Origin of the sequence: Glutamicibacter sp. PAEs-4, assembly GCF_051161755.1 — a bacterium.
GTDB classification, from domain to species: domain Bacteria; phylum Actinomycetota; class Actinomycetes; order Actinomycetales; family Micrococcaceae; genus Glutamicibacter; species Glutamicibacter nicotianae.
Genome location: NZ_CP195017.1, coordinates 1,015,821 through 1,038,582, shown reverse-complemented (window position 1 = coordinate 1,038,582; position 22,762 = coordinate 1,015,821). Strand labels below are relative to the sequence as shown.

General features: G+C 59.8%; 20 protein-coding genes. 2 read left to right on the top strand and 18 right to left on the bottom strand.

Annotated elements, in window-relative coordinates; translation table 11 throughout:
- Positions 1–264: 264 nt before the first annotated feature.
- The 11 genes from ACR9WD_RS04860 to ACR9WD_RS04810 form a co-directional block, all read right to left on the bottom strand.
- The gene (locus ACR9WD_RS04860) at positions 265–1,005 is read right to left on the bottom strand and encodes a hypothetical protein (RefSeq protein ID WP_434922849.1); all 741 of its coding nucleotides are present in this window, start codon (positions 1,003–1,005) and stop codon (positions 265–267) included.
- A 362-nt stretch (positions 1,006–1,367) separates the two neighbouring features.
- Entirely contained in the window at positions 1,368–2,069 is a 702-nt protein-coding gene (locus tag ACR9WD_RS04855) for a hypothetical protein (RefSeq protein WP_434922848.1), read from the bottom strand.
- A gap of 97 nt (positions 2,070–2,166) precedes the next feature.
- Positions 2,167–2,793, bottom strand: coding sequence for a hypothetical protein (locus ACR9WD_RS04850; RefSeq protein WP_434922847.1), 627 nt, complete (start codon positions 2,791–2,793; stop codon positions 2,167–2,169).
- A 340-nt stretch (positions 2,794–3,133) separates the two neighbouring features.
- Entirely contained in the window at positions 3,134–3,946 is an 813-nt protein-coding gene (locus ACR9WD_RS04845) for a GNAT family N-acetyltransferase (RefSeq protein ID WP_434922846.1), read from the bottom strand.
- 37 nt (positions 3,947–3,983) lie between these two features.
- Positions 3,984–5,150 carry a flavodoxin-dependent (E)-4-hydroxy-3-methylbut-2-enyl-diphosphate synthase gene (ispG, locus tag ACR9WD_RS04840; protein WP_038989684.1) on the bottom strand — a complete coding sequence of 389 codons (1,167 nt, stop codon included), beginning with the start codon at positions 5,148–5,150 and terminating at the stop codon, positions 3,984–3,986.
- A 139-nt stretch (positions 5,151–5,289) separates the two neighbouring features.
- A complete protein-coding gene (locus ACR9WD_RS04835) occupies positions 5,290–5,844 on the bottom strand; it encodes an NAD(P)H-dependent oxidoreductase (protein WP_038989685.1) in 555 nt (184 codons plus the stop codon).
- 122 nt (positions 5,845–5,966) lie between these two features.
- Entirely contained in the window at positions 5,967–6,389 is a 423-nt protein-coding gene (gene arfB / locus ACR9WD_RS04830) for an alternative ribosome rescue aminoacyl-tRNA hydrolase ArfB (protein WP_038989686.1), read from the bottom strand.
- A 115-nt stretch (positions 6,390–6,504) separates the two neighbouring features.
- Positions 6,505–6,804: a YciI family protein gene (locus ACR9WD_RS04825; protein ID WP_434922845.1), complete on the bottom strand. Its 300-nt coding sequence runs from the start codon at positions 6,802–6,804 to the stop codon at positions 6,505–6,507.
- A gap of 23 nt (positions 6,805–6,827) precedes the next feature.
- A complete protein-coding gene (locus ACR9WD_RS04820) occupies positions 6,828–8,177 on the bottom strand; it encodes a M50 family metallopeptidase (RefSeq protein WP_434922844.1) in 1,350 nt (449 codons plus the stop codon).
- A complete protein-coding gene (dxr, locus tag ACR9WD_RS04815) occupies positions 8,174–9,388 on the bottom strand; it encodes a 1-deoxy-D-xylulose-5-phosphate reductoisomerase (protein WP_149596568.1) in 1,215 nt (404 codons plus the stop codon). Before dxr ends, ACR9WD_RS04820 begins: the two co-directional genes overlap by 4 nt.
- Positions 9,389–9,474: 86 nt before the next feature.
- On the bottom strand, positions 9,475–10,629 hold the full coding sequence (locus tag ACR9WD_RS04810) for an acyl-CoA dehydrogenase family protein (RefSeq protein ID WP_038989689.1): 1,155 nt from the start codon (positions 10,627–10,629) through the stop codon (positions 9,475–9,477).
- Positions 10,630–10,812: 183 nt separating this feature from the next.
- On the opposite strand from ACR9WD_RS04810, the gene ACR9WD_RS04805 reads away from it, so the two are divergent.
- Entirely contained in the window at positions 10,813–11,487 is a 675-nt protein-coding gene (locus tag ACR9WD_RS04805; protein WP_223308907.1) for a TetR/AcrR family transcriptional regulator, read from the top strand.
- A 69-nt stretch (positions 11,488–11,556) separates the two neighbouring features.
- Positions 11,557–12,018 (top strand): GNAT family N-acetyltransferase, encoded by a 462-nt coding sequence (locus ACR9WD_RS04800; protein WP_038989691.1) that lies wholly within the window; start codon positions 11,557–11,559, stop codon positions 12,016–12,018.
- Between the two features lie 346 nt (positions 12,019–12,364).
- Here the strand turns inward: ACR9WD_RS04800 and ACR9WD_RS04795 are convergent, their stop codons facing one another.
- The 7 genes from ACR9WD_RS04795 to ACR9WD_RS04765 all read right to left on the bottom strand — a co-directional run bounded on the left by ACR9WD_RS04795 (position 12,365) and on the right by ACR9WD_RS04765 (position 22,670).
- The gene (locus ACR9WD_RS04795; protein ID WP_254590562.1) at positions 12,365–14,065 is read right to left on the bottom strand and encodes an ABC transporter ATP-binding protein; all 1,701 of its coding nucleotides are present in this window, start codon (positions 14,063–14,065) and stop codon (positions 12,365–12,367) included.
- A complete protein-coding gene (locus ACR9WD_RS04790; RefSeq protein ID WP_038989696.1) occupies positions 14,062–15,126 on the bottom strand; it encodes an ABC transporter permease in 1,065 nt (354 codons plus the stop codon). Before ACR9WD_RS04790 ends, ACR9WD_RS04795 begins: the two co-directional genes overlap by 4 nt.
- 51 nt (positions 15,127–15,177) lie before the next feature.
- Positions 15,178–16,695 carry an ABC transporter permease subunit gene (locus ACR9WD_RS04785; protein ID WP_434922843.1) on the bottom strand — a complete coding sequence of 506 codons (1,518 nt, stop codon included), beginning with the start codon at positions 16,693–16,695 and terminating at the stop codon, positions 15,178–15,180.
- A 140-nt stretch (positions 16,696–16,835) separates the two neighbouring features.
- On the bottom strand, positions 16,836–18,644 hold the full coding sequence (locus ACR9WD_RS04780) for an ABC transporter family substrate-binding protein (protein WP_434922842.1): 1,809 nt from the start codon (positions 18,642–18,644) through the stop codon (positions 16,836–16,838).
- A 437-nt stretch (positions 18,645–19,081) separates the two neighbouring features.
- Positions 19,082–20,725: an ABC transporter ATP-binding protein gene (locus ACR9WD_RS04775; RefSeq protein ID WP_038989702.1), complete on the bottom strand. Its 1,644-nt coding sequence runs from the start codon at positions 20,723–20,725 to the stop codon at positions 19,082–19,084.
- A 3-nt stretch (positions 20,726–20,728) separates the two neighbouring features.
- Positions 20,729–21,751 carry an ABC transporter permease gene (locus ACR9WD_RS04770; RefSeq protein ID WP_223308906.1) on the bottom strand — a complete coding sequence of 341 codons (1,023 nt, stop codon included), beginning with the start codon at positions 21,749–21,751 and terminating at the stop codon, positions 20,729–20,731.
- Complete coding sequence (locus ACR9WD_RS04765) at positions 21,744–22,670, bottom strand: ABC transporter permease (RefSeq protein WP_038989703.1); 927 nt, start codon at positions 22,668–22,670, stop codon at positions 21,744–21,746. Before ACR9WD_RS04765 ends, ACR9WD_RS04770 begins: the two co-directional genes overlap by 8 nt.
- Positions 22,671–22,762 lie beyond the last annotated feature (92 nt).

Below are 22,762 nucleotides of genomic sequence, written 5' to 3'. Positions count from 1 at the left end.
GTTCTTGCTTATTGAGGAGGTGACTTTAAACGAGACACCGCCTCGGTGCGCGTTTCTCACTGATTCTTGCTCGGAGCGTGTCCGCACATTGCGCCGCTCCACTGGCCATGGACACGGTTCATCAGCAGGTTCTTAACCGAACCTTCGTCTGAGACCACTCCATCCATCGGCAGCTGCTGCCTCACTTTGGAAGTATTTTCCATGCAAATGCGCGAAGCCCCTCTGGTCCAGGAACCAGAGGGGCATTCGCCACCGGAAGCGAGCTTACTTGGCCGCCGCCTTGACCTCTGCAACCGCCTTGTTCAGTTCCTCAACGAGAGTCTTCACAGCCTCGTCTTCACTTTGTTCGGTGGTTTGGGTGTGGGAGACGGCAACGACGTTGTCGCCAACTACGCCCTGAATCTGGTACGAACCGCCCGGCACTTCAGCACCGTTCATGGTCATGGCGGTGTGGGTAGCGATAGTCTTGTCTGCGTCAGACTCGGCATCCAGGATCTTGGCAGAGGCCGAAACTTCCTGGCCTGCTACCTTCATCGAGAAGTCCTCGCAACCCTGCAAGTCCTTGGCATCTGCCATCTTGTTGATTGCTTCCAGCTTGGCAGCATCCTCGTAGCCAGCGACCGAATAGCTGCTGCTCTCACCGGCCTCGCCGACGACAATCGCTGCAGCCATGTTGACGCCGTCCAGGTCCTGGGTTCCCTGCTGCGCAACGTATTCCGCGCACTGCGCTGGTTCGATCTCCATCTGATCGATCAGTCCCTTTGCGCTTTCAACCGAGGCGCTCAGCGCAGCGCTATCCAGAACCTGCACATTCGGTTCGTCTCCACCGAGAGTTTTGGCGACCGCAGCGGCTTGCTCGGCGGTCAGCGCCGGGACTGTCGTGCTTTCCTGTTCCTGAGGGGCCTCCGAAGAGCCTGCAGCTCCTTCGGTTCCCGCATTCGAGCTGCAACCGGTCAGTGCCAGGGCAACTGCTACGGGCAGCACCCAGAGTGAACGCTTTTTCATGGTGATTTCCTCACTATGGTGATGATTAGCCACCCACAGCATTTCACAATATGTTGGAAATAAAAAGACAACAAGAGAGTGTTGCAGCGAATGGACTTGAGCAAGCTGTTCACTTGAATCGTCAAGAGCTGGTCAAACGCCACCCACTGCCAGGAAAGCATCAGTCAAAGAGAAATCCGCAGGTGCCGCACATGGACAAGCCCCTGGCAGTCGAATCGCACTTCAACTGCCAGGGGCTTCAATGTGACTCGGAAGATGCATTGCTTCTCGGCAAACTATCCGCGTCGCTACCGCCACGGGCATCCCGCTCCTACGCGCAGCACCGCCTGATATTGGCGAGTCGGGGCACCGAGCACATGCGACTATTGCTTTCGAACCGCGTCGATTTCGACGAACGCACGATCCGTCAATTCCACCGCTTGCGCGGCCAGCTCAGCTGCTTGCTGCGAACCTGTCTGCAAGGTAACCAGGACGAAATCGCCGTCCCGCAGCGCCTGCACCACGACCGAGGTCAATAGCTGTCCTCCACCTGCGTCCATTTGAGTCGACATGGTCAACGACTGGTCAGCTTTGACGTCCAAGGGCAGGATCTGGCGTTCAGTTTCGATTTTTTCGCCACCGGTCTCAACGGTGACGTTTTCGCATCCCTCTAGATCATCCAGGGTCAGCGCCTGTGAAACGTTGTTGCGGGTGGCATCGTCTGTCAAGGAGAAGACCTGCACGACCTTGCCGACGGATTCCGAGGAGCTGGTTGCCGTTGCGGATACGGATGCTGTCAAGTCGGTGACTGAATACTTGGCATTCAACTCGGCGCATTTCTCCGGTTTGATGCCGCTGGGAGCCTTCGCATTCTTGGCAATTTCCAGTTGCTGCTGCATTTGCTCGTTGCCGACCACCTGGACTGCGTTGTCGCCTTCCATAAGCTTGGAAGCGACGGATTTCACCTGCTCGGCAGTGAGCGCGCCATCCGAGGCAGCCTCTTTCTGGCTGTCTACGGAGGTCGTTGAAGCAGCCGATTGCGCAGGTTCACTAGCTGAATTTGAAGAACAGCCGGCCAGAATCATGCTCACCGCCAATGGCAGGGCCCAAAGGGTTAAACGCTTAGTCATTTACTGCTTTCCGTTGTTGCCGCCGAAGAGCCGACGACGTCGTAAAAATAAACTACTGGGTCAGCTGGCCCATGAGCTTTTGAAGGATCTCTGACGCTTCTTCAACTTCATTCGCGGTGTTCCCCGCTGATGTGGAGCGCTGTAGGCCGAGAAGGACATTCGAGCTGGCAGTGCGAATGATCAGCTGCTGCTGGGTCGACGACCCATCACTGCTGGTGATCACATACCCATCGGATAATCCTGCTGAAGAATCTATGGGCTGCTTGGCAAGATGATAGGCACGAGTCTCGTTGCCCCGCTTGACGGTGTACCGCGCGCAATCAGCGTTGGCCGCCGTTTTGGCATCCCATTGGGCCTGCAAGAATTCAGAATCCTTGTAGATTGCGACCGTGAGGTAGCTGTCCTCGAATTCAATGGCGCCCATCGTGGCGTTCCTCAGTTGATCGGCTACTGGCTCAGCAAAAGTGACCCCGCATTTGCTGGGATTCACTTTGACGTTCTCGATCCATTCCTGGGCTTGCGGAATGTTCTCACGAAGTTGCTTGTCGCTGATGACCTCGGAATTCTTTTCTTCTTGGGCGAATTCCTCGAGCAGGTTCTCCAGCTGTGCGCCATCGAGGCGAACCTGGGCTACCGGTGATGCGCCGACTTCGGCTTCTGGTGAGCTGCACCCGCTCATCAGGAGTACTGCTGCGCACATAGCAGCGCCCAAGTGCGCTCTAGCGCCAAAGCCTCGAACCACCAATTTTCCCATCACCGTCGCAGTTACACCTTCGAGTCTAGAAGACCGCGGATCATTCGCTGGGCATTGTTGCTTCCGCGTTGGGCACAAGACGAAACATCACGAGGACAATGCCGGGGTCGACATTTTCATTGCGGCGCCCGTCGCGCGATCGGGTTGCGCTGCAATTCCCCACGGCATCGAGGCTCGCTGTGCTGAAGCCATACAGGAATCTGCGAACGAATCAGCATCGTCGGCTTCGAAAATTAACGCTTTTTCATGGCGCCGGCTTCGGAGATCAGAACAGGATCGTCGCGAAGGTTCCGACCTGTTCAAATCCGATGCGCTGATATGTCTTAATCGCAGCGGTGTTGAAATCGTTGACGTAGAGGCTCACGACTGGCGCGAACTGCATTGAGTAGTCCACAGCGGAGGCCATGTAGCCGGCAGCCAACCCCTGTCCGCGGTACATCGGATTCACCCAAACACCTTGGATTTGCACAACTTCATCGGTGACCGTGCCCAGGTCAGCCTTGAAAATCACGTTGCCCCGCTGGTCGCAGTCCATGAGGGTATGCCCGTCACGAATTAGCTGGCGTACACGATTGCGGTAGAAGCTTCCCCCGTTTTCCAACGGCGAATAGCCAAGTTCCTCTTCGAACATTGCTGCGCTGGCCGGCAGCACTCGATCGAATTCCTGTACCTGGGCCGGACGGAGCCGATTGCGTCGAACGCCCGACGGGTTGTGCGAGATCGCCATTAATGGCTGATTCGCCCGGAGCTCGAAAATTTCTTGCGGACCGTCCCGCAAGACCTCATGCATGGCCAGCACGGTTTCCGCCGGGCCGAAGACCGAGGCGAATCGCTGGCGGGTCTCGATGGCATGCATGGCGAATTTCTGGGCATCGGCCTCCGGCATGGCGGTGGGCGCCATATTGGCGCCCACCCAGCATGCCGATTCAAGGCCTTCACTGCCGTCCAAGCCAACGATATGGGCAAAGCCATCTGGAACCGCTGACTTGTGGATGTTCACCTGCGAACGGGTGAAGATGTTGGCGACGGGGTCGCGATCGAGCAACTCGATGAGGGCGGCCGTGTCACGACGGCCCAAGATGCGCGGCGCTCCCTCGACGCTTCGTCGGCTAGTTCTAGCTGACGGAGACCACGGGAGAACCCGAGGAAGGATTCTCGTCATTGTCCAGTCCCATTTCTGCCGCCAAACGGTTGGCTTCTTCGATCAAAGTCTCGACAATCTGGTCTTCCTGGACGGTCTTGATGACCTCGCCCTTGACGAAGATCTGTCCCTTGCCGTTGCCCGAAGCTACACCGAGGTCCGCATCGCGGGCTTCGCCCGGTCCGTTGACTACGCAGCCCATGACTGCCACGCGCAGTGGAGCCTTCATGCCTTCCAGCCCAGCAGTAACCTGCTCAGCCAAAGTGTAAACATCCACCTGGGCACGACCGCAGGATGGGCAGGAAACGATGTCCAGCTTGCGCGGACGCAGGTTCAGCGATTCCAGGATCTGGTTGCCGACCTTGACTTCCTCGACCGGTGGGGCCGACAGCGATACGCGAATGGTGTCACCAATGCCCTGGGAAAGCAGTGCACCGAAAGCGGTCGCGGACTTGATGGTGCCCTGGAACGCAGGACCGGCCTCGGTCACGCCCAGATGCAGCGGCCAGTCGCCGCGCTCTGCCAGCATCTCGTAGGCGCGGACCATGATCACCGGGTCGTTGTGCTTGACCGAGATCTTGAAGTCGTGGAAGCCGTGTTCCTCGAACAGGGAGGCTTCCCAGACAGCCGATTCGACCAGTGCTTCAGGGGTGGCCTTGCCGTACTTCTGCAGCAGGCGGCGGTCCAGTGAGCCAGCATTGACGCCAATGCGGATCGACGTGCCGTGGTCCTTGGCAGCCTGTGCGATTTCCTTGACCTGGTCATCGAACTGTCGGATATTGCCCGGGTTCACGCGTACGGCGCCGCAGCCTGCCTCGATGGCGGCGTAGACGTACTTGGGCTGGAAGTGGATATCGGCGATGACCGGGATCTGCGACTTCATCGCGATGATCTTCAGCGCTTCCGCGTCCTTGTCCGTTGGGCAGGCAACGCGCACGATGTCGCAGCCGGCAGCGGTCAGCTCAGCGATCTGCTGCAGGGTGGCGTTGATGTCGTGGGTCTTGGTGGTGGTCATCGACTGGACCGAAATCGGCGAGTCGGAGCCGACACCTACGGATCCAACCTGGAACTGGCGAGTCTTACGACGTGGTGCGAGTACCGGCGGTGGGCCTGCCGGCATGCCTAGGCTGACCGAAGTCAATGGACGCCTCCGAATAGATTGTGGGTATTTCTCTACTCCAAGTATGTCACCGTATCGCGGTGAGCGGGTATTGATGCGAGAAAGGCCACGGGAACCGTGGCCTTTCTCCCATCATTTTGCAGCTGGCGCCTGCGAAAGCCTAGTTGGCTTCGGCGATTTCCTTGATGCTCTTCAGCACGCCGGAAACCTGCTCGACAACTTCAGCGTCGTCCTTCGGGTGCAGTTCTGCGAAGCGCACTACCGAGTTCGGGATGGCCAGCTTGACGTTTTCAAGTACGTTGGCGCCGGCGATGTTCAGTGCCTTGCGTGCTTCGTCCTGTGCCCAGACGCCGCCGTACTGTCCGAAGGCGGTGCCCAGGACTACGGTTGGCATGTCCTTTAGTGCACCGGCACCGAAGGGACGGGACAGCCAGTCGATGGCATTCTTCAAGACAGCTGGCATGGTGCCGTTGTACTCGGGGGTGACCAGCATCAGCGCGTCTGCTTCGCCGGCTGCGTCGCGCAGGGCCTGGGCTGCGGCTGGCACGCCACCTTCCACGTCATGGTCCTCGTTGTAGAACGGGATATTCTCCAAGCCGCTGAACACTGAAACTTCCATTCCTTCGGGGGCGTTGTGCGAAGTGGCTTCCGCCAGCTGCTGGTTGGTCGAACCGTTGCGCAGGGAACCGACGAGGGTGAGGACTTTGGTGGTCATAAGGTGTTCTCCTTGGGGCAGAATAAATAGAAAGCTGACGCTTCATCTACCTTCAACCGCATCGCCAAACCGGGCATTCCGCCGATTCCAGTGACATGGGACACAGTAGTTGTTTTCTCCGGTCAGTCCATTCCCGGCTTGCGGCGAAGCTGCTTCGTGGCCGAGCGATTGGCCTTGGCGCTCAGCCTGCGCCGGTGCGATCCCCGGGTGGCTTTCGTTGCTTTGCGCGCGGGCGCATCCGGCGCCAGGGCTTTTTCGATGATGCGTCCCAGCTTCTCCTGCGCAATCTGGCGGTTGCGCCATTGAGATCGTTCCTCGGCGGCAGTCACGACCAGTGCTCCAGCCACGAGGCGCGGTCCGAGTTTCTCGAGCAGCCTCTGGCGCTGCCAGTCGGACAATGCCCGTGAAGCGCCAATCACCCAAGCGAGCTCCACGCGGGAGTCAGAGGTATTCACATGCTGGCCGCCTGGGCCTGAAGAACGGGAGAAATGCCATTTCAGCTCCGCTGCAGGGATCGCCAGTGCCGGCGTAATCTGCACATCCATGATGCTCTCCCCTTTCTTCTCCCCTACCAGTCTGGGCCATCGATGCCGTTTAAGGCAGCCAGCCTCCGCCGTTCTTGGTACAGAACAACGGAGGCTGGCACATGCAACCTGTCGCCTAGGAAGCGAATTCCTTCAGCAGGCCCATGACCGGGTTCCATTCTGTGATGGTGGCCGAGCCGACTGCGCCAACCAGCTGGAATGGGTCATTGGACAGCACGTCTTCCAATGCCACTTGCGATTCGGCTGCGAAGATCAACAGCGCGCCGTCGCTGACCGGAGTTGGCCCCGAAGCCAGAAGGCGTACCGATTCTTCGCCAAGGAATCCCCCGAGGTACTCGCGGTGCGCTGGACGGTGTTCGTCGCGCAGCTCGGTGGAATTTTCGGCGTAAGCGTATTCAACAGCAAAAACAGTCATGTCTACAGCTTATTTCTCTCGTCTCAGAACAGTTGTATCGGCTTGAAGATATCCGCAGATATTAAGAGCCCGCCCATGACCAGCATCGCCACCACGACGACATAGGTCAGGGGCAGTAGCTTGACCGTGTCAACCGGCTTGACCTTCTTGATCTTGAAGATCCGTGCAAACATGCGCTTCAGCCCCTCGTACAACGCGCCCACCACGTGGCCGCCATCCAGCGGCAGCAGCGGGATCAGGTTGAAGGCGAACAGCGCCAAGTTCAGGCCCCCGACGAGCGACAGCAACGTTGCGAATTTGTCGGCGACCGAGATGGAATCCTCGGCGCTGATCTCTCCGGCGATGCGTCCAACGCCCACAATGGACACCGGCCCGTTGGGGTCGCGTTCCTCATTGCCGAAGGTCGCTTGGGCGACATCCACCATGCGCTGGGGTAGGTGAAGGATGACGTCACCGATCTTCAGCAGCTGCTCCCCGATCACACCGGGAACCGCGCTCAGGGGCTGGGTCAAGTCGCGTTGCAAAGAGCCCATCCCGACGAAACCGACCTTGGTCATGATGTATTCGCCGTGCTCATCGAGCAGCACATAGCCGTTCTCGTCAGTGGCCGGACGCTCGGTCAGGTACGGGGTCAGCTCAGTGGTGTGGCTCTGCCCGTCACGGGAGTATTCCAGGGTGATGGGCTCTCCTGGGTGATCGCGGATGACATCGGTGAGCTTGTTCCACTCGGCTTGCGCGACAGGGGTGCCGTTCACCGCGGTAATCGTATCGCCGGGCAGCAGGCCAGCCTCGTAGGCAGGAGCCGGGACGTCCTCGTCGGTGCATTCGGTCTGCTCCGCGTTCTGCGCGCTGGCAATGCACTGGTACACCTCGGAGACCGTGGTGGTCGGGGTGGCCTGCCCGAAACTGGTGAGCACTATGGCGATCACCACGAACCCGATGAGCAGGTTCATGATCGGGCCGCCGAGCATGATGATCACGCGCTTGTAGATCGGCAGCTGGTAGAACAACCGGCCTTCATCGCTAGGCAGCACGTTTTCGTTGGCCTGCGAACGCGCGTCATCGACCATCTGGCCGAAGACCTTCTGGAAGAGATTCGGCTTCTTCCCCGGAGCATTGGCAGCGACCTGCTCGCGTGGCGGGTACATGCCGACCATCGAGATGTAGCCGCCCAGTGGCAGCGTCTTGATGCCGTATTGGGTTTCACCCCGCTTGAAGGAAACCAGTGTCTTGCCGAAACCGATCATGTACTGCGGAACCCGCAGCTTGAAGAGCTTCGCGGGCACCAGGTGCCCTATTTCATGCAGCGCGATGGACAGCCCGACGGCTACCAGCATGAACAGGACGCCGCCGATGAACAGCAATGCACTCATGCGCTCGCCTCGATGATCTTCGTTGCATGGGCGCGGGCCCAACGATCGGTTTCCAGCACTGTTTCCACCGACAGCTCGGCATTCACCGGGGTGTACGCGTCCAGTGCGCGTTCAATGGTCTCGACGATGCCGGTGAAGCGGATCTTTCCATCATGGAAGGCATCCACTGCAACTTCGTTGGCGGCGTTGTAGACGGCCATATGCGTCCCCGACGAGGACGCTGCCTGCTTGGCAAGCTTCACAGCGCTGAAGACTTCTTCATCCAGCGGTTCAAAGGTCCAGCTGGCCGCGGTGGAGAAATCGCAGGCCTTCGCGGCCCCGTCGACCCGATGCGGCCAATTGATGCCCAGGGCGATGGGCAGGCGCATGTCCGGCGGCGATGCCTGGGCAATCACCGAACCGTCGATGAACTCCACCATCGAGTGGACGATGGACTGCCGGTGCACCACGGGCTCGATCTTCTTCAGCGGCACGTCGAAAAGCAGGTGGGCTTCGATGACTTCCAGGGCCTTGTTGACCATGGTGGCCGAGTTGGTGGTGACCATGCGCCCCATGTCCCAGGTCGGGTGGGCCAGTGCCTGGGCAGGGGTGACATCACGCAGCTGCTCGTAGCTGCAGCCGAAGAATGGGCCTCCGGAGGCCGTGACCAGCAACTTGGCCACTTCCTCCGGCGCACCAGAGCGCAGGGCCTGGGCAAGGGCGGAGTGCTCGGAGTCTACCGGCGAGATCTGGCCAGGGGCTGCGATCTGCTTGACTACCTGGCCTCCGATGATCAGGGATTCCTTGTTTGCCAGGGCCAGCAGGTGGCCGGCTTCCAGCGCAGCGATGGTCGGAGCCAGTCCAATGGCACCGGTGATGCCATTGAGCACTACGTCGGCCTCGGCGAACGCGGCTACCTCGGTGGCTGCCTGCGCGCCAACCACCAGCTCGGGTTCGTATCCGGTCACCGATGCGTCCTCGGCGGCCTCCTGGATGGCCGCGGCCAGCTCATCCTTTGATTCCACGGCGCTGCCGACCATTGCAGGACGGTGCTTGATGGCCTGGCGAGCCAACAGTTCAAGGTTATATCCGCCGGATAAGGCGGCCACGGAGAATTGGCCGGATGCCTCTTCGATGACGTCCAGTCCCTGCGTACCGATGGAACCGGTGGAACCGATCAGGCTGACTCGACGGGGATGCCCGGCTGGAATGAAGGTTTTCTGGAAGCTCACCTAACCTATTATGGTTCGTTTAACTGTGAGCGCCCAAAGAGCGCCACACCCTGGAATCAGAATGCGGCGCTCCCTGCGGGTGGTGTTCAGAGACCAAGGCTGCGGGCAATGAGCATCTGCTGGACCTGCGTGGTCCCTTCTCCGATTTCCAGGATCTTCGAATCGCGGTAGTGGCGTGCCACCAATGACTCATTCATGAATCCGTACCCGCCAAAGATCTGGGTAGCATCTCTTGCATTGTCCATCGCCGCTTCGCTGGCAATCAGCTTGGCGTGCGCGGCTTCAATCTTGAAGTCCTTGCCGGCAAGCATTTTTGCCGCGGCCGCGTAATAGGCCAAGCGGGCAGTGTGGGCGCGCGAGGCCATGCGGGCAATCATGAAGGAAATGCCCTGGTACTGGCCGATTGCCTGGCCGAAGGAGGTACGGGTCTTGGCATATTTAACCGCCTCGTCAAGGCAGCCCTGCGCAGCGCCGGTGGCCAGGGCGGCGATGGCGATGCGTCCTTCGTCGAGGATTTCCAGGAAGTAGGCGTATCCGCGTCCGCGCTCGCCCAGCAGGTTCTCCTCCGGAACCCGCACTCCGCTGAAGCTCAGCGGATGGGTATCGCTGGCACGCCAGCCGACCTTGTCGTAGGCCTTTTCCGCGGTGAATCCCTCGGTACCGGTCGGCACGATGATGGCAGAGATTTCCTTTTTACCGGTTGCTTCATCGACGCCAGTCACTGCGGTAGCCGTGACGAGGGAGGTGATATCGGTGCCGGAGTTGGTGATGAATTCCTTGGCGCCGTCGATGACCCACTGGCCACTTTCAAGTTTCGCCTTGGTCAAGGATGCTGATGCATCGGATCCTGCGCCCGGCTCGGTCAGGCCGAAACCGGCCAAACGTTCACCAGCGGCCAGGTCAGGCAGCCACTTCTGCTTTTGCTCCTCGCTGCCGAAGCGGTAGATCGGCATCGCGCCCAGGGAGACACCGGCTTCCAGGGTGATGGCTACCGACTGGTCGACCTTGCCCAGCTCTTCAAGCGCCAGCGCGAGGTGGAAGTAGTCGCCGCCGGAACCGCCGAATTCTTCGGAGACCGGAAGTCCAAAGAGACCCATCTCCCCCATTTGCTTGACGATGTCGTAAGGGAAGGCATGGTTCGCATCGTTCTGCGCGCTCTGCGGAGCAACGACTTCTCGGGCGAATTCGCGGACCATGTCAACCAGGTCTTGATGCTGGTCGTCGAGTTCGAGGTCAATCATCAGGCTCTCTCTTCGTTGAGGGACGAACCGACACCGGCTGCGGAGTGTGCATTATCCGATGGCGGTCATGTTCTGCGCTTGGTGCGCGAGTTTCTTGGAAGCGCACGCTGCGACGAGTATGGTTAATATTTATTAACTGGTCACTGCCTACGGGTGGGTAGAACAGCTACATTTTTGACAGTAGTGGCAGCCGTCACAGTTGTCCAGACTGGGCTTGGCAAACGTAAGGAGTTGATGGTGTTGGCGAGCAAATATCAATCGCTCAATGAACCAACAGATCGCGAGCGCGCCAAAGCTGAACGACGCGAAGCGCTGTTACGCGAAGCCACGAGGCTATTTGCCTTGAATGGCTACGCGGGCGTTTCCCTGGAAGACCTCGGCGCGGCCTGCGGAATTTCCGGTCCGGCAGTGTACCGGCATTTCGCTGGCAAGCAGGCCGTGCTTATCGCCCTGCTGGTAGACATGTCCAAAGACATCTACGCCGGAGGTTGCACAGCGGCGGAAGCCGGCGGCACTCCCCTGGAGGTGCTGTCGCGCTTGGTGGATTTCCACACCGATTTCTCGCTGTCCCGCCCGGATATCCTGCAGGTCCAAGACCGCGACCTGAAATCGTTGCCGAAGGCCGAGCTGGAACTGGTTCGCAAACTCCAGAACTCCTATATCGGGCTATGGACTACCGAATTGGCAAAATTGCATCCCACCGGAAGCAAGCAGTCGCACCGGTTCCGTGCGCATGCTGTCTTCGGCTTGCTTAACTCAACAGCCCATTCCGCTCACTCACCGAGGACTAAAAAATCGGGTTTGAAGCCGTTATTGTCCAATATGGCACTCGCGGCGCTCACTTCCCCGGTAGTGTAGGTTTCAAGCCACTATTCCCTGGCGTGCCGAAACCGGCACGCTGACCCATACGATTGAAAGGCCTTTATCGTGCAGCTACGTGAAGTCCGCCCTTCCGACTTGGACGCATTCTTCGCTCACCAGCAAGAACCCGAGGCGAACCTCATGGCCGCTTATCAGGCGCGTAACCCAGCCGACCGCGCGGTATTCGACCACCACTGGAACTCGATTCTGAACGATCCTAATGTTCTAGTTCGCACCATCGAGCATGAGGGCGAAGTCGTTGGATCCATTCTGGTCTTCGACGGCGAAGTACCAGAAATCAATTTCTGGACTTCGACCAAGTACTGGGGCAAGGGACTGACCACCAGCGCAGTAGAAGCATTCCTTGCCGAATACACCAAGCGCCCCTTGACCGCACACGTGGTCCAGGACAACCTGGGTTCGATCAAGGTCCTGGAACGCCGCGGTTTCAAGACCATCGGCACCGAGCAGATCTTCTCCAACGCCCGTGCAGAGGTTGTCACCGAAAACGTCATGCAGCTGGATTAATTTCCCAACGCATTAAGCAAGAGCTGGCTCTCAATTGAGAGCCGGCTCTTGCTTCTTAACACGGTCCTGCAGCCAAAGTTGGCCCCTCGGCGGGCCGCAACGTTGCCTTCGTTCTGCGAAAGGCAACGTTGTTTCCGCGGGAGGCTGGCTGGGCGTCTGTTCATCGGAATTGAGCCTTCACCCAACCTGCCGGGCACAACGCTGTGGTACTCAACTCCCGTCTTCCGCGGGCCTGCAAGCACCGCTTTCAACGTGCGGACAACCGCAAAATGCCATGGCGGGCGAAAGGGGCGCGTTTCCAATGGCAATATTGGAAACGCGCCCCATTCGCTGTTCAGCGCAATGCCTACTTCGTGTTGTTCAGCAGGCGCCAAGCCTCTCGGCGTACTGCCTGCTCATGCGGATCCGGAACAGGTGCCGCAGCCAACAGCCGCTTTGTGTATTCATGGGTTGGGGCGTGCAGCACGGTGTCCACCATGCCCTGCTCAACCGCCTTGCCGGATTGCATCACCACGACCGCGTCCGCCAGCATGTCCACGACCGCCAGGTCATGGCTGACGAAGAGGCAGGCGAAGTTGAAGTCCCGCTGCAGCTCCTGGAGCATTTCCAGGACAACTGCCTGCACCGACACGTCCAAGGCGCTGGTCGGCTCATCGGCGATCAGCAGCTCCGGGTTCAAGGTCAACGCACGGGCAATGCAAATACGCTGGCGCTGGCCGCCGGAAAGCTCGTGCGGGTACCGGTTGATCACGTTGCGCGGCATCTTCACGGCATCGAGCAATTCTTCGGCACGCTTGGTGCGCTCGGCCTTGCTGCCGATCTTGTGCACCACCATGGGTTCTGTGATGCATTCTCCAATCGGGAATCGCGGGTTCAGGGATGCGGCCGGGTCCTGGAAGATCACGCCGATGTCCTTGCGGACCTTGCGTGCTTCCTTCGGGGAAAGCTTGGGCAGGTTGTGGCCCCTGACCGACAAGGTGCCGCTAGCTACCGGCAACAGGCCCAGCACCGCCTTGGCAATTGTGGACTTGCCCGAGCCGGACTCGCCCACAATGCCCAGGACTTCGCCCTTGGCAACATCGAAGCTCACGTTTTCCACGGCGCGGAAGATCTTCCCGCGCATGTCGTACTCCAGCACGAGGTCCTTGGCTTCCAGAACCAGCTCGCGCCCTGGAGGGGCGGTTTCCGAGCTGTGCGCAGCGGCCTGCGTGGTGGCAACGGCCGGAGTGGACAGGCGGGGCACCGCAGCCAGCAGGCGCTGGGTGTATGGATGCTCTGGGCGCAGCAATACCTGATCCACGGTGCCCGTCTCCACGAGGTTGCCCTGGAACATCACTGCCACTTCATCGGCCATATCCGCAACAACACCCATATTGTGGGTGATGAGCAGGATGCCGGTATTCAGCCGGTCTTTCAGCTCGCGCAGCAGATCGAGGATCTCGGCCTGCACCGTCACATCAAGTGCGGTGGTCGGCTCATCGGCGATGATGACCTTCGGGTCGCAGGAGATCGCCATGGCGATGACGATGCGCTGCCGCTGGCCGCCGGAGAACTGGTGCGGGTACTGCTTGATGCGCTTGGCGGGATCCGGGATGCCCACCATTTCCAGCAGCTCGATAGCCCGGTCGGTCGCTTCCTTGCCGTAGGCGATGTCGTGCAGTTCCAGCGCTTCGGTCAGCTGGCGCTCGATGGTGAGCACCGGGTTCAGTGCCGTCATCGGCTCCTGGAAGACCATGGCGATATCGGTGGCGCGCATCTTGCGCAGCTTGCCTTCGTCCAGGCCAACTACGTTGACGTTTCCGACCTTGGCGGCACCGGAGACATTCGCGTTTTCCGGCAGCAGGCCCATGGCCGCCGTCGAGGTGACCGACTTGCCGGAACCGGACTCGCCGACCAGCGCGACGACCTGCCCCGGGCGGACGGCCAAGGACAAGCCCTTGACCGCGTGGACGTCGGCACCGCCGGTGGCAAAGACGACGTTGAGGTCGTTGAAGCTCAGTGCGAAGTCTTCTGAGCCTTGTTCATTCATTGGTGCTGCGTGGCTCATGGCTTCTCCTTGCGGGTTGGAAGGGCGAACATGCCAGCGCGGCGGCGGCGCTTCTTTCCGACCTGGCGCGGGTCGAAAGCATCGCGCAGGCCGTCACCCAGGAAGTTCACCGACAGGGCGATGGCAACGATGATCATGCCTGGCCACCAGAACAGCCATGGACGGGTGGTGAAGGCGTTCTGGTACTGGCTGATCAGCAAGCCCAGCGAGGATTCCGGGGCCTTCACGCCGAAGCCGAGGTAGGACAGCGAGGACTCCAGCAGGATCGCGCCGGCGATCGCGAAGGTGGCGTTCACGATGATCACGCCCATGGTGTTCGGGATCAGGTGCTTGAAGATCACGCGGCTGGTCTTCGAGCCCATGGCCTGGGCTGCGGCCACGTATTCGCGTTCGCGCAGCGACAGGATTTCGCCGCGGACCAGTCGGGCCAGTCCGGTCCAGGTCACCAATCCGAGCACCAGGGCCAGTGTGATGATGGAGCCGGTGGAGGCACCGGCCATCTTGCCGAGCACTGCCGCCAGGACCAGCAGCGGGATCACGATGAACAGGTCGGTGATGCGCATCAGGATTTCATCGACCCAGCCGCGGAAGTAGCCGGAAACAGCTCCGATGACGGTTCCCAGGACGGTGGCGACCAGGCCGACGACGACGCCGATGATGATGGACTTCTGCGTTCCGTTCATGACCAGCGCGAAGTAGTCCTTGCCCACAGAGTCCTGCCCGAAGGGGTGCTCGCCGATGCGGAAGCCTTCGCCGCCGAGCCAGGTGGGAACCAGGCTCAGCGTCGGCTTGCCGCCGTCCACGACCGCTCCGGCATGGTAGTAGTTCTGCCCCCACCAGCCGGGGAACGGGCCCCAGCCGATGGAGCTGAATGCGAAAACGGTGATGACGATCAGCACGATCGTGGAAATCATCGCCGGCTTGTGGCTGACGAAGCGATCGAAGACGATGCGTCCCTGGCTCTTCGGCTTTTCGTGAATCTGAGCCAGCTTGGCGTCTTCCACCTCGGCCACGGAAGACAGGTTTTGCGGCTCGTTCAAGTTGTTATTCGTGGTGCTCATCGCTGGTCCTTAGGGTTGCAGGCATGAAGGATATTCATTGGTTCATGCCTCCTAGACTCGGATTCGTGGGTCAAGCAGGGCGTAAACGATATCCGCCAGCAAGTTGAAGAGGATAGCGGCGGTACCGGTAACTAGGAAGAACGCCATCACAGGTGCCGGGTCGACATGGTCCAGGCCGGTGGCGAACATTTCGCCCATGCCCTTCCAGCCGAACACGCGCTCGGTGATCACTGCGCCGCCGATCAGGCCGGCGAAGTCGAAGGCGGCGATGGTGGCAATGGGGATCATGGCATTGCGGAACGCATGGCGGAAGATCACGGTTCGTTCGCTCAAGCCCTTGGAGCGCGCGGTGCGGATGTAATCCTGGCGCTGCACTTCGAGCATGGAGGAACGCGTGTAGCGCGAGTAGCTGGCCAGGGAGATCACCGCGAGCAGGATGGTTGGCATCAGCAGCTGGGTGCCGTTATCCAGGAAGTGGTCCCAGAAGCCGCCCTCGAGGTTGGCCGTGGAGGAACCGATGGTCGCGATGGGGCGTCCCTTGACGTCCAGGAACCCGGGCCACGCGCGGAACATGTGGTCGACAATGGTCAACGCTGCGCCGGCGACACCGGTGATGATGGAAACGGACATGGCTGCCTTGCGCAGGCGGCCTCCCATGAAACGCCCGATGGCTGCCGGGATCACTACCGCGAGAACCAGGCCGAAGAAGAGGATCCAGCCATTTGGCTCCAGCAGCATGTAGAAGGTCGCGTAGTACATGGCCAGGACCAGCACGACGGTAATCAATGCCGGGTACAGCACGCGCTTTTCTTTCAGGCCAACGCTCATGGCGGTGGCGCTCAGGGCCAGCAGAGCCGTCAGCACGATGATGATGGCCGGGCCCATTTGCGGGTAGCGGTAGAAATTCAGCCACAGGCTGTACTGCAGCACCAGCGGGACGAAAACCGCGGCGGCGAAGAAGGTGATGCCACGGCGCTTGAGCGAGCCGCCGAGGAACATCTGCAAGACGAGGCCGACAACGATGCCTATGGCTATGGACGTCCCCACGGATATCTGCGGATCGGCCAGCCAGTCGTTGTAGCTGATCGCCAGGTACTCCTTGAGCAGCACAGCTGCCCAGAAGACGGGAAGCGAGAAGAAGAGGAAGGTCAGGAAGGTAACGATGTAATCCAATCCGGAGTACTGGCGGATTGCAGTCAGCACGCCAATGGCGATACCCAGAACCGCGGCAATCACCGTAGCGAGCACGACCAGGCGCAAGGTGGATGATGCGGCGTTGGCCAGCAGGCCGGAGACCTCTACGCCATTGATATTCCGGCCCAGGTCGCATTGGCCAATCAGGCACTTGCTGGCACCTGTCAGCCAGTCCCAGTAGCGGCCGTACCACGGTGCATCCAGGTTCATGTATTCCACACGCTGGGCCATCAGGTACTCGCGGTTATCCGCGTTGCTTTCGCGGAGGTCCTTGAGCGGGTCGCCTGAATTGATAACCAGTACGTAGAGCAAGAGCGATGCGGCAAACAGCACTGCCAGCGCTGAGCCCAGTCTCTTGGCGATAAATTTCCACACGGTTCTAATGTCCTACTTTCATCTCACGGAAGTGAGCCGGCCCTTGCGGTTGGGGACCTTTGAACACACTGCGGGGCCCGACTTGTGATCGGGCCCCGCACGTGTTCGCTCACGTTGTGCAAGTACGCTGCCTAGGGCAATTACTCAGCACGTACCCACTGCTCGGCGTTCCAGACGATCTGGTCCTGCGTTGCGGTGTGGCGGACATTCTGGATATCCGCACCCGAGGCGCTCAAGCCTGGGTGGGCGAATACCGGGATGCCGAACAGGTCATCCCACAGCAGCTTCTCGATCTTCTTGGTCTGTTCCGCGTGGACTGCTGGGTCCAGCGAGCTTGCCAGGGTCTCCCATGCGGCGTCGACTTCAGGGTTCGAGTACTGGCCGAAGTTCTGCGGCTTGCCGGTGGCGTAGATGTTCTGGCCGGAGGTGATCTGGCCGGAACCTGCCCAAGCGAACAGCGCTACCTCGTAGTCGCCCCGATCCTGTGCACCATTTGGCGAGAAGAAGTCAGCCGAACCGGAGTCCACGATCTTGAAGCCGGCTTCGTCACAGGAGGACTTAATGGCCGAAACCTCGTTGGCACGACGCTCGTTAGGTGCCGAGTAGCCGATGCGCACTTCGGTGCCAACAGCATCCTGCTCTTCGAGGATCTTCTTTGCGCCCTCGATGTCCACCTCGTCGTAGCGGCCGTCATAGGATGCGTCCACTACTTCCTGGTAGTTGTCCTGGAACGGGAAGACTTCGCGGGCGTTCATCACGATGGCGTCTGGGTTCAGCGGCTTGACCAGGTTGTCAACAATCTGCTGGCGTGGAACGCACATGGCGAAGGCCTTGCGCAGTTCCAGGTTGGTCATTGCGTTGCCCTCGGCAAAGTTGAAGTCAAGGTGCTCCCAGGTCAGGGTGTCACCCTTCTGGATAGCCACCGCGTCGCCCAGGTTCTCCAGCTGCGCGAGCGTATCCACGGTCGGCTGCGGATTGATGACGTCGACGTCCTTGTTCTGCAGCGCCTGGACCATGCTGGCGTCTTCAAGGAATCGGAAGGTCAATTCCTTGGTTGCCGGTGCAGGGCCGTAGTAGTTCTCGTTGGCAACCAGAGTTACGGATTCGCCAGCCTTCCAGCTGCCCAGCTTGTACGGGCCGGATACAGGCGAGATCTTCTCATCGGGCAGCTTGCCCGGGTCGGTCATCCAGCCTTCGTTCCAGAAGTCGGCTGCCTTCTTCAGCTTGTCGGACTCCCCGGCGCGGATGGCGCTGACGAGTTCTTCGGTGCTCATGCCCGATTCCTCGGCCACAACATGTGCTGGGTGCAGCATCCAGGTCTGCAGAGCCCAGTCCGGATCAGGCTCGGCGAACTCAACAGTGAATTCCTTGCCGTCCCAGTCGCCCTGCGGGCCTTCTGGCACGGTGTCGCCGAGATCAACGGAAACCGAGTTGAACAGCGGCTTTTCCTTGGAACCCTCATTGAGGTTCAGGTTCTGCACTGCCCATGCGAACACTGAGTCGGCGACGGTGATCGGGGTGCCGTCAGACCACTTGGCATCTTCAGCGATCGTGTACTTGATGGTGAGCGGGTCGTCGCTGACCTTTTCGTAGCTGCCCAAAGCCTCGTTCGGGTACAGGGTGCCGTCGGTGCCGAAGTAGCTGAAGCCGGCAAACATGCGATCCACGATCGCCGAGTTGTAGGTGGAGTATGTGTTCGGAGTAAAGCCGTTGTAGCTGATGAATTCCGGTGCACCCACGGTGACGTTGATGGTGTCGTCGGCAGTGGTGATATCACCGAGATCAGCCTTGCCGCTGTTCGCTGCTTCTGCCGAGCCGTTGCCTCCACCTGCGTTGGCATCCTTCGATGCGTCTGCGCCGGTGTCTCCGCCGCCTGGAGCACAAGCCGACAGGGCCAGGGCCAGGGCAGCTCCTACAGCTACTGCTTTCGAAACGCGCTGAAACCGCATTTCGCCTCCTAGAGTTCTTGAATGGTACGAGTTCCGGATCGGTGGATCCACTGTGGATCAGATCACATGATCAATCCATTGAGGAATAGACTAACCCGAATTTTCTGGCTTGGATATAGAAAGAAGCGCTTCAGATTTCCGCCACCCCCTGCCCCTGAGAGTCATTCGCAATGCGCTTGTTACTCGCCAGTTTTCGAGACGCACCTCACATCCCCCAGATTTCAAGGATTTCTTTCAGATTGGGAAAAATCAATCGGGCAACTGTTTCACGCATGTTGACTCGCGGAGTGATTTATAACATTTTTGCAACGTTTGTTTCAGTTTCATTAAATCTGAAATATTCGTTGAATATGACGCCGTTTGAGCTTACGTTAAGCGCCGAGTGGGCCGGTGAAACCTTTCGGTTTCACCGGCCCACTCAGTTGATTCCGGAGCTGCTAGATCAGTGAAGCACCTGGAATAGCAGCCAGCAGATTGCGGGTGTAAGCGCTCTTTGGCGTATCGAAAATCTCGTCCGTCGTTCCCTGCTCTACGATCTTGCCGTGTTCCATCACGCAGACGTTATCTGCAATCTGGCGAACCACGGCCAGGTCGTGGGTAATGAACAGATAGGTGAGGCCCATCTCACGCTGCAGTTCATCGAGCAGCTCCAGCACCTGTGCCTGGACCAGCACGTCCAACGCGGAAACGGCCTCATCGCACACGATCATTTCCGGTTGCAGGGCCAGGGCACGCGCGATGGCGATGCGCTGGCGCTGCCCGCCGGACAGCTCATTCGGGAAGCGGTGCATTGTGGAAGCGGGCATGGAGACCTGCTCCAGCAGCTCCTTGACCTTCTTCTCCCGCGATGCCGCATTGCCAATGCCGTGAATGCGCAGCGGCTCTTCGATCGTCCGGAAAATCGAGTACATCGGGTCCAGGGAACCGTACGGGTCCTGGAAGATCGGCTGCACACGCCGGCGGTACTTGAACAAGTGCTTCTCGCTCAGGTTGCCGATCTGCTCGCCATCAAAGATGATCTCGCCCTCGGTCTTGTCCAGCAGGTTCAGCACCATCTGGGCGATGGTCGACTTGCCTGAACCTGACTCGCCCACCACGGCAGTCGTGGTGCCCCGGGGGATCTCGAAGGAAACGTTGTCCACCGCGGTGAACTTCTCCTTCTTGCCGAAGCCCTTGCGGATATCGAAGACTTTCGTCAGGTTGCTGACCTTCAGCAGCGGTTCAGCCTTGCCCGGCTCAATCTCGTCCACAATGGCCTCGTGCTTGTCCCCGCGCTGGGCAGACAGCGACGGAGCCGAATTGATCAGGCGCTGGGTGTACGGGTGCTGCGGGTTGCGCAGGATCTCCAGCGCCGGGCCGTATTCGACGACGCGTCCCTTGTACATCACGACGACCTTTTCGGCACGCTCGGCTGCCAGGCCCAGGTCGTGGGTAATGAGCAGCACCGCGGTGCCCAGTTCACTGGTCATGGTGTCCAGATGGTCCAGGATCTGCTGCTGCACGGTGACATCCAACGCGCTGGTTGGCTCATCGGCAATCAGCAGGCGTGGACGGCAGGCCAGGCCAATGGCGATCAGCGCACGCTGGCGCATGCCACCGGAGAATTCGTGCGGGTACTGGCCGGCACGGGTCTCCGGATCGGGCAGACCTGCATCAGCCAAGACCTGGGCCACGCGCTTGTTGGGGTTGTCCCCCGCCAAGCCGTTGGCCTTCAAAGTTTCCTTGACCTGGAATCCGATCTTCCACACCGGGTTCAGGTTGGACATCGGATCCTGCGGAACCATGCCAATATGGTTGCCGCGCAGCTCGACGAAACGCTTTTCGCTAGCCTGGGCAATGTCTTCGCCATCAAAGAGAATCTGGCCGGAGGAAACCTTGCCGTTGCCGGCCAGTAGGCCGATAGCGGCCAGTGCTGAGGTGGACTTGCCCGAACCGGACTCGCCCACGATGGCCACGGTTTCGCCGGGCATCACGGTGAAGTTCGCGTCGCGGACCGCGTGGACCGGACCGTCAGGGGTGGAGAAGGTAATCGCCAGGTCCTTGACTTCCAGCAGCGGCTTTGGAGTTGCACTCTGAGTCATTGCTTAGGCTCCCTTCCGGGCCTTCGGATCCAGTGCATCACGCACTGCATCGCCGAGCATGATGAAGCTCAAAACCGTCACCGAAAGGAACAGCGCTGGCCACATCAGCATGGTCGGGTTGTTGCGCAGCTGGGTACGCGCCGAGGAAATATCGTTGCCCCAGCTCATGACGTCAGGTGGGAGCCCGACGCCCAAGAAGGACAGCGTGGCTTCGGCCACGATATACACGCCCAGGTTCACTGTGGCAACAACGATGATCGGCGCCAGGGAATTCGGAATCACGTGCTTGAGCAACGCGCTGAACTTGGACAGGCCCAGAGCGCGCGAGGCCTTCACGAAGTCCGCATTGCGGGCCTCGATCACAGCACCGCGGGTAATGCGCGCCAGCTGCGGCCAGCCGAAGATCGCAAGCGTGACGATAACCGTCCAGACGCTTCGGTTCTCGCGGAATGCCGGCAGCTGCATCACGATGATGGCGCCCAGGATCAGCGGCAGGGCGAAGAAGATGTCACCCAGGCGGGCCAGGATCGTGTCGACCCAGCCACCGTAGTAGCCTGCCAGCGCGCCGATGGCGCCACCAAGCAACACCACGATAAGGGTAGTGAAAACGCCTACCAGCAGCGAGGCACGCGTGCCGTAAATAGTGCGCGCATAGATATCGCAGCCCTGCAGGTTGAAGCCCATGATATGTCCAGGGCGTGCTGGTTCGTTGGAATTCTCCAAGAGGCAAGCCTGGTTGCCAGCCGGATCAATCGATGTGAAGAGCTGCGGGAAGGCAGCTACGACGATGACCGCGATGATCATGATCGTGGAGATGATGAATAGCGGCTGCTTGCGCAGCGAACGCCAAGCTTCGGCCCACATGGACAAGGGCTTGCCGGTTTCCTTGACCGAGTCCACCGCTTGCAGGGGGGTTTCGTCCAGCGGAGCAACGTAGTGCTCGATCTTGTACTTGGAAACCTTGCCGGCGCGGTTGCTGCGGATGGGCAAGCCGTCCTCGGGATTAAAGTTCTGGTTCTCAGGCATAACGGATCCTTGGGTCAAGCAGTGCGTACAGCATATCCACGATCAGGTTGGCAAGTACGAAGACGATCACCAGAACGCCTACGACTGCAACCACCGTCGGGGTTTCGCCCTTCTGGATTGCTTGGTAGAGCAGGTGGCCGACACCGGGCACATTGAAGATGCCTTCGGTGACAATCGCGCCACCCATCAGTGCACCCAAGTCGGCGCCTAGGTAGGTCACCACGGGGATCAGGGAGTTGCGCAGGATGTGCACGGTAACCACGCGATTGCGACTCAGGCCCTTGGCGGTCGCGGTGCGTACGTAGTCAGCGGTCTTGTTCTCGATGACGGAAGTACGCGTCAGGCGCAGTACGTAGGCCAGCGATACCAGGCCGAGCACCAATGCGGGCAGGATCAGTTCGCCCCAGGTTGCCGCGCCGGAAACTGTAGGTTTGGCCCATTCGAGCTTGACACCGACCACGTACTGCAGCAGGAAGCCGAGCACGAAAGTTGGAACTGCAATGACCAGCAGCGACGCAACCAACACGGTCGAGTCGAACAGCTTGCCCTTGCGCATACCAGCAATAACGCCGAGGATGATGCCGAATACGGCTTCAATCACCAATGCGAGGATTGCCAGGCGTGCCGTGACGGGGAACGCCCGCGCGAGCATCTCCTTGACTTCCTGTCCGGAGAACGAGGTTCCCAGGTCCAAGGTCACCAGGTTCTTCAGATACAGGCCATATTGAACCCAGAACGGCTTGTCCAGGTTGTATTGCGCGGTCAGGGCGGCTTTGGTGGCATCGCTCATGGGCTTGCCACCAGAAAGCGCGGCGATCGGGTCACCTGGAGTGGCGAAAACCAGGAAGTACACTAGCAGCGTTGCTCCGATGAAGACCGGGAACAGCTGCGAGATTCGCTTCAGGGTAAAACTTAACATGCTTGCATCTCACCTCGAGACACGTGAGGGCACAGGGCCATTTTCATCCTCTTTCCGTCGATAAGTAATTCGACGTTTGTTTTTGCGAGGCA

Excerpts from the sequence above, each read along its gene's own strand:
- ACR9WD_RS04835 (WP_038989685.1), bottom strand. The coding sequence starts at position 5,844 with ATGACCACCAAAGTCCTCACCCTCGTCGGTTCCCTGCGCAACGGTTCG.
- arfB (WP_038989686.1), bottom strand. The coding sequence starts at position 6,389 with ATGGATGTGCAGATTACGCCGGCACTGGCGATCCCTGCAGCGGAGCTG.
- ACR9WD_RS04780 (WP_434922842.1), bottom strand. The coding sequence starts at position 18,644 with ATGCGGTTTCAGCGCGTTTCGAAAGCAGTAGCTGTAGGAGCTGCCCTG.
- ACR9WD_RS04820 (WP_434922844.1), bottom strand. The coding sequence starts at position 8,177 with ATGAGTGCATTGCTGTTCATCGGCGGCGTCCTGTTCATGCTGGTAGCC.
- ACR9WD_RS04825 (WP_434922845.1), bottom strand. The coding sequence starts at position 6,804 with ATGACTGTTTTTGCTGTTGAATACGCTTACGCCGAAAATTCCACCGAG.
- ACR9WD_RS04795 (WP_254590562.1), bottom strand. The coding sequence starts at position 14,065 with ATGAGCCACGCAGCACCAATGAATGAACAAGGCTCAGAAGACTTCGCA.
- ACR9WD_RS04775 (WP_038989702.1), bottom strand. The coding sequence starts at position 20,725 with ATGACTCAGAGTGCAACTCCAAAGCCGCTGCTGGAAGTCAAGGACCTG.
- ACR9WD_RS04850 (WP_434922847.1), bottom strand. The coding sequence starts at position 2,793 with ATGAGCGGGTGCAGCTCACCAGAAGCCGAAGTCGGCGCATCACCGGTA.
- ACR9WD_RS04790 (WP_038989696.1), bottom strand. The coding sequence starts at position 15,126 with ATGAGCACCACGAATAACAACTTGAACGAGCCGCAAAACCTGTCTTCC.
- ACR9WD_RS04860 (WP_434922849.1), bottom strand. The coding sequence starts at position 1,005 with ATGAAAAAGCGTTCACTCTGGGTGCTGCCCGTAGCAGTTGCCCTGGCA.
- ACR9WD_RS04770 (WP_223308906.1), bottom strand. The coding sequence starts at position 21,751 with ATGCCTGAGAACCAGAACTTTAATCCCGAGGACGGCTTGCCCATCCGC.
- ACR9WD_RS04855 (WP_434922848.1), bottom strand. The coding sequence starts at position 2,069 with ATGATTCTGGCCGGCTGTTCTTCAAATTCAGCTAGTGAACCTGCGCAA.
- ACR9WD_RS04765 (WP_038989703.1), bottom strand. The coding sequence starts at position 22,670 with ATGTTAAGTTTTACCCTGAAGCGAATCTCGCAGCTGTTCCCGGTCTTC.
- ACR9WD_RS04810 (WP_038989689.1), bottom strand. The coding sequence starts at position 10,629 with ATGATTGACCTCGAACTCGACGACCAGCATCAAGACCTGGTTGACATG.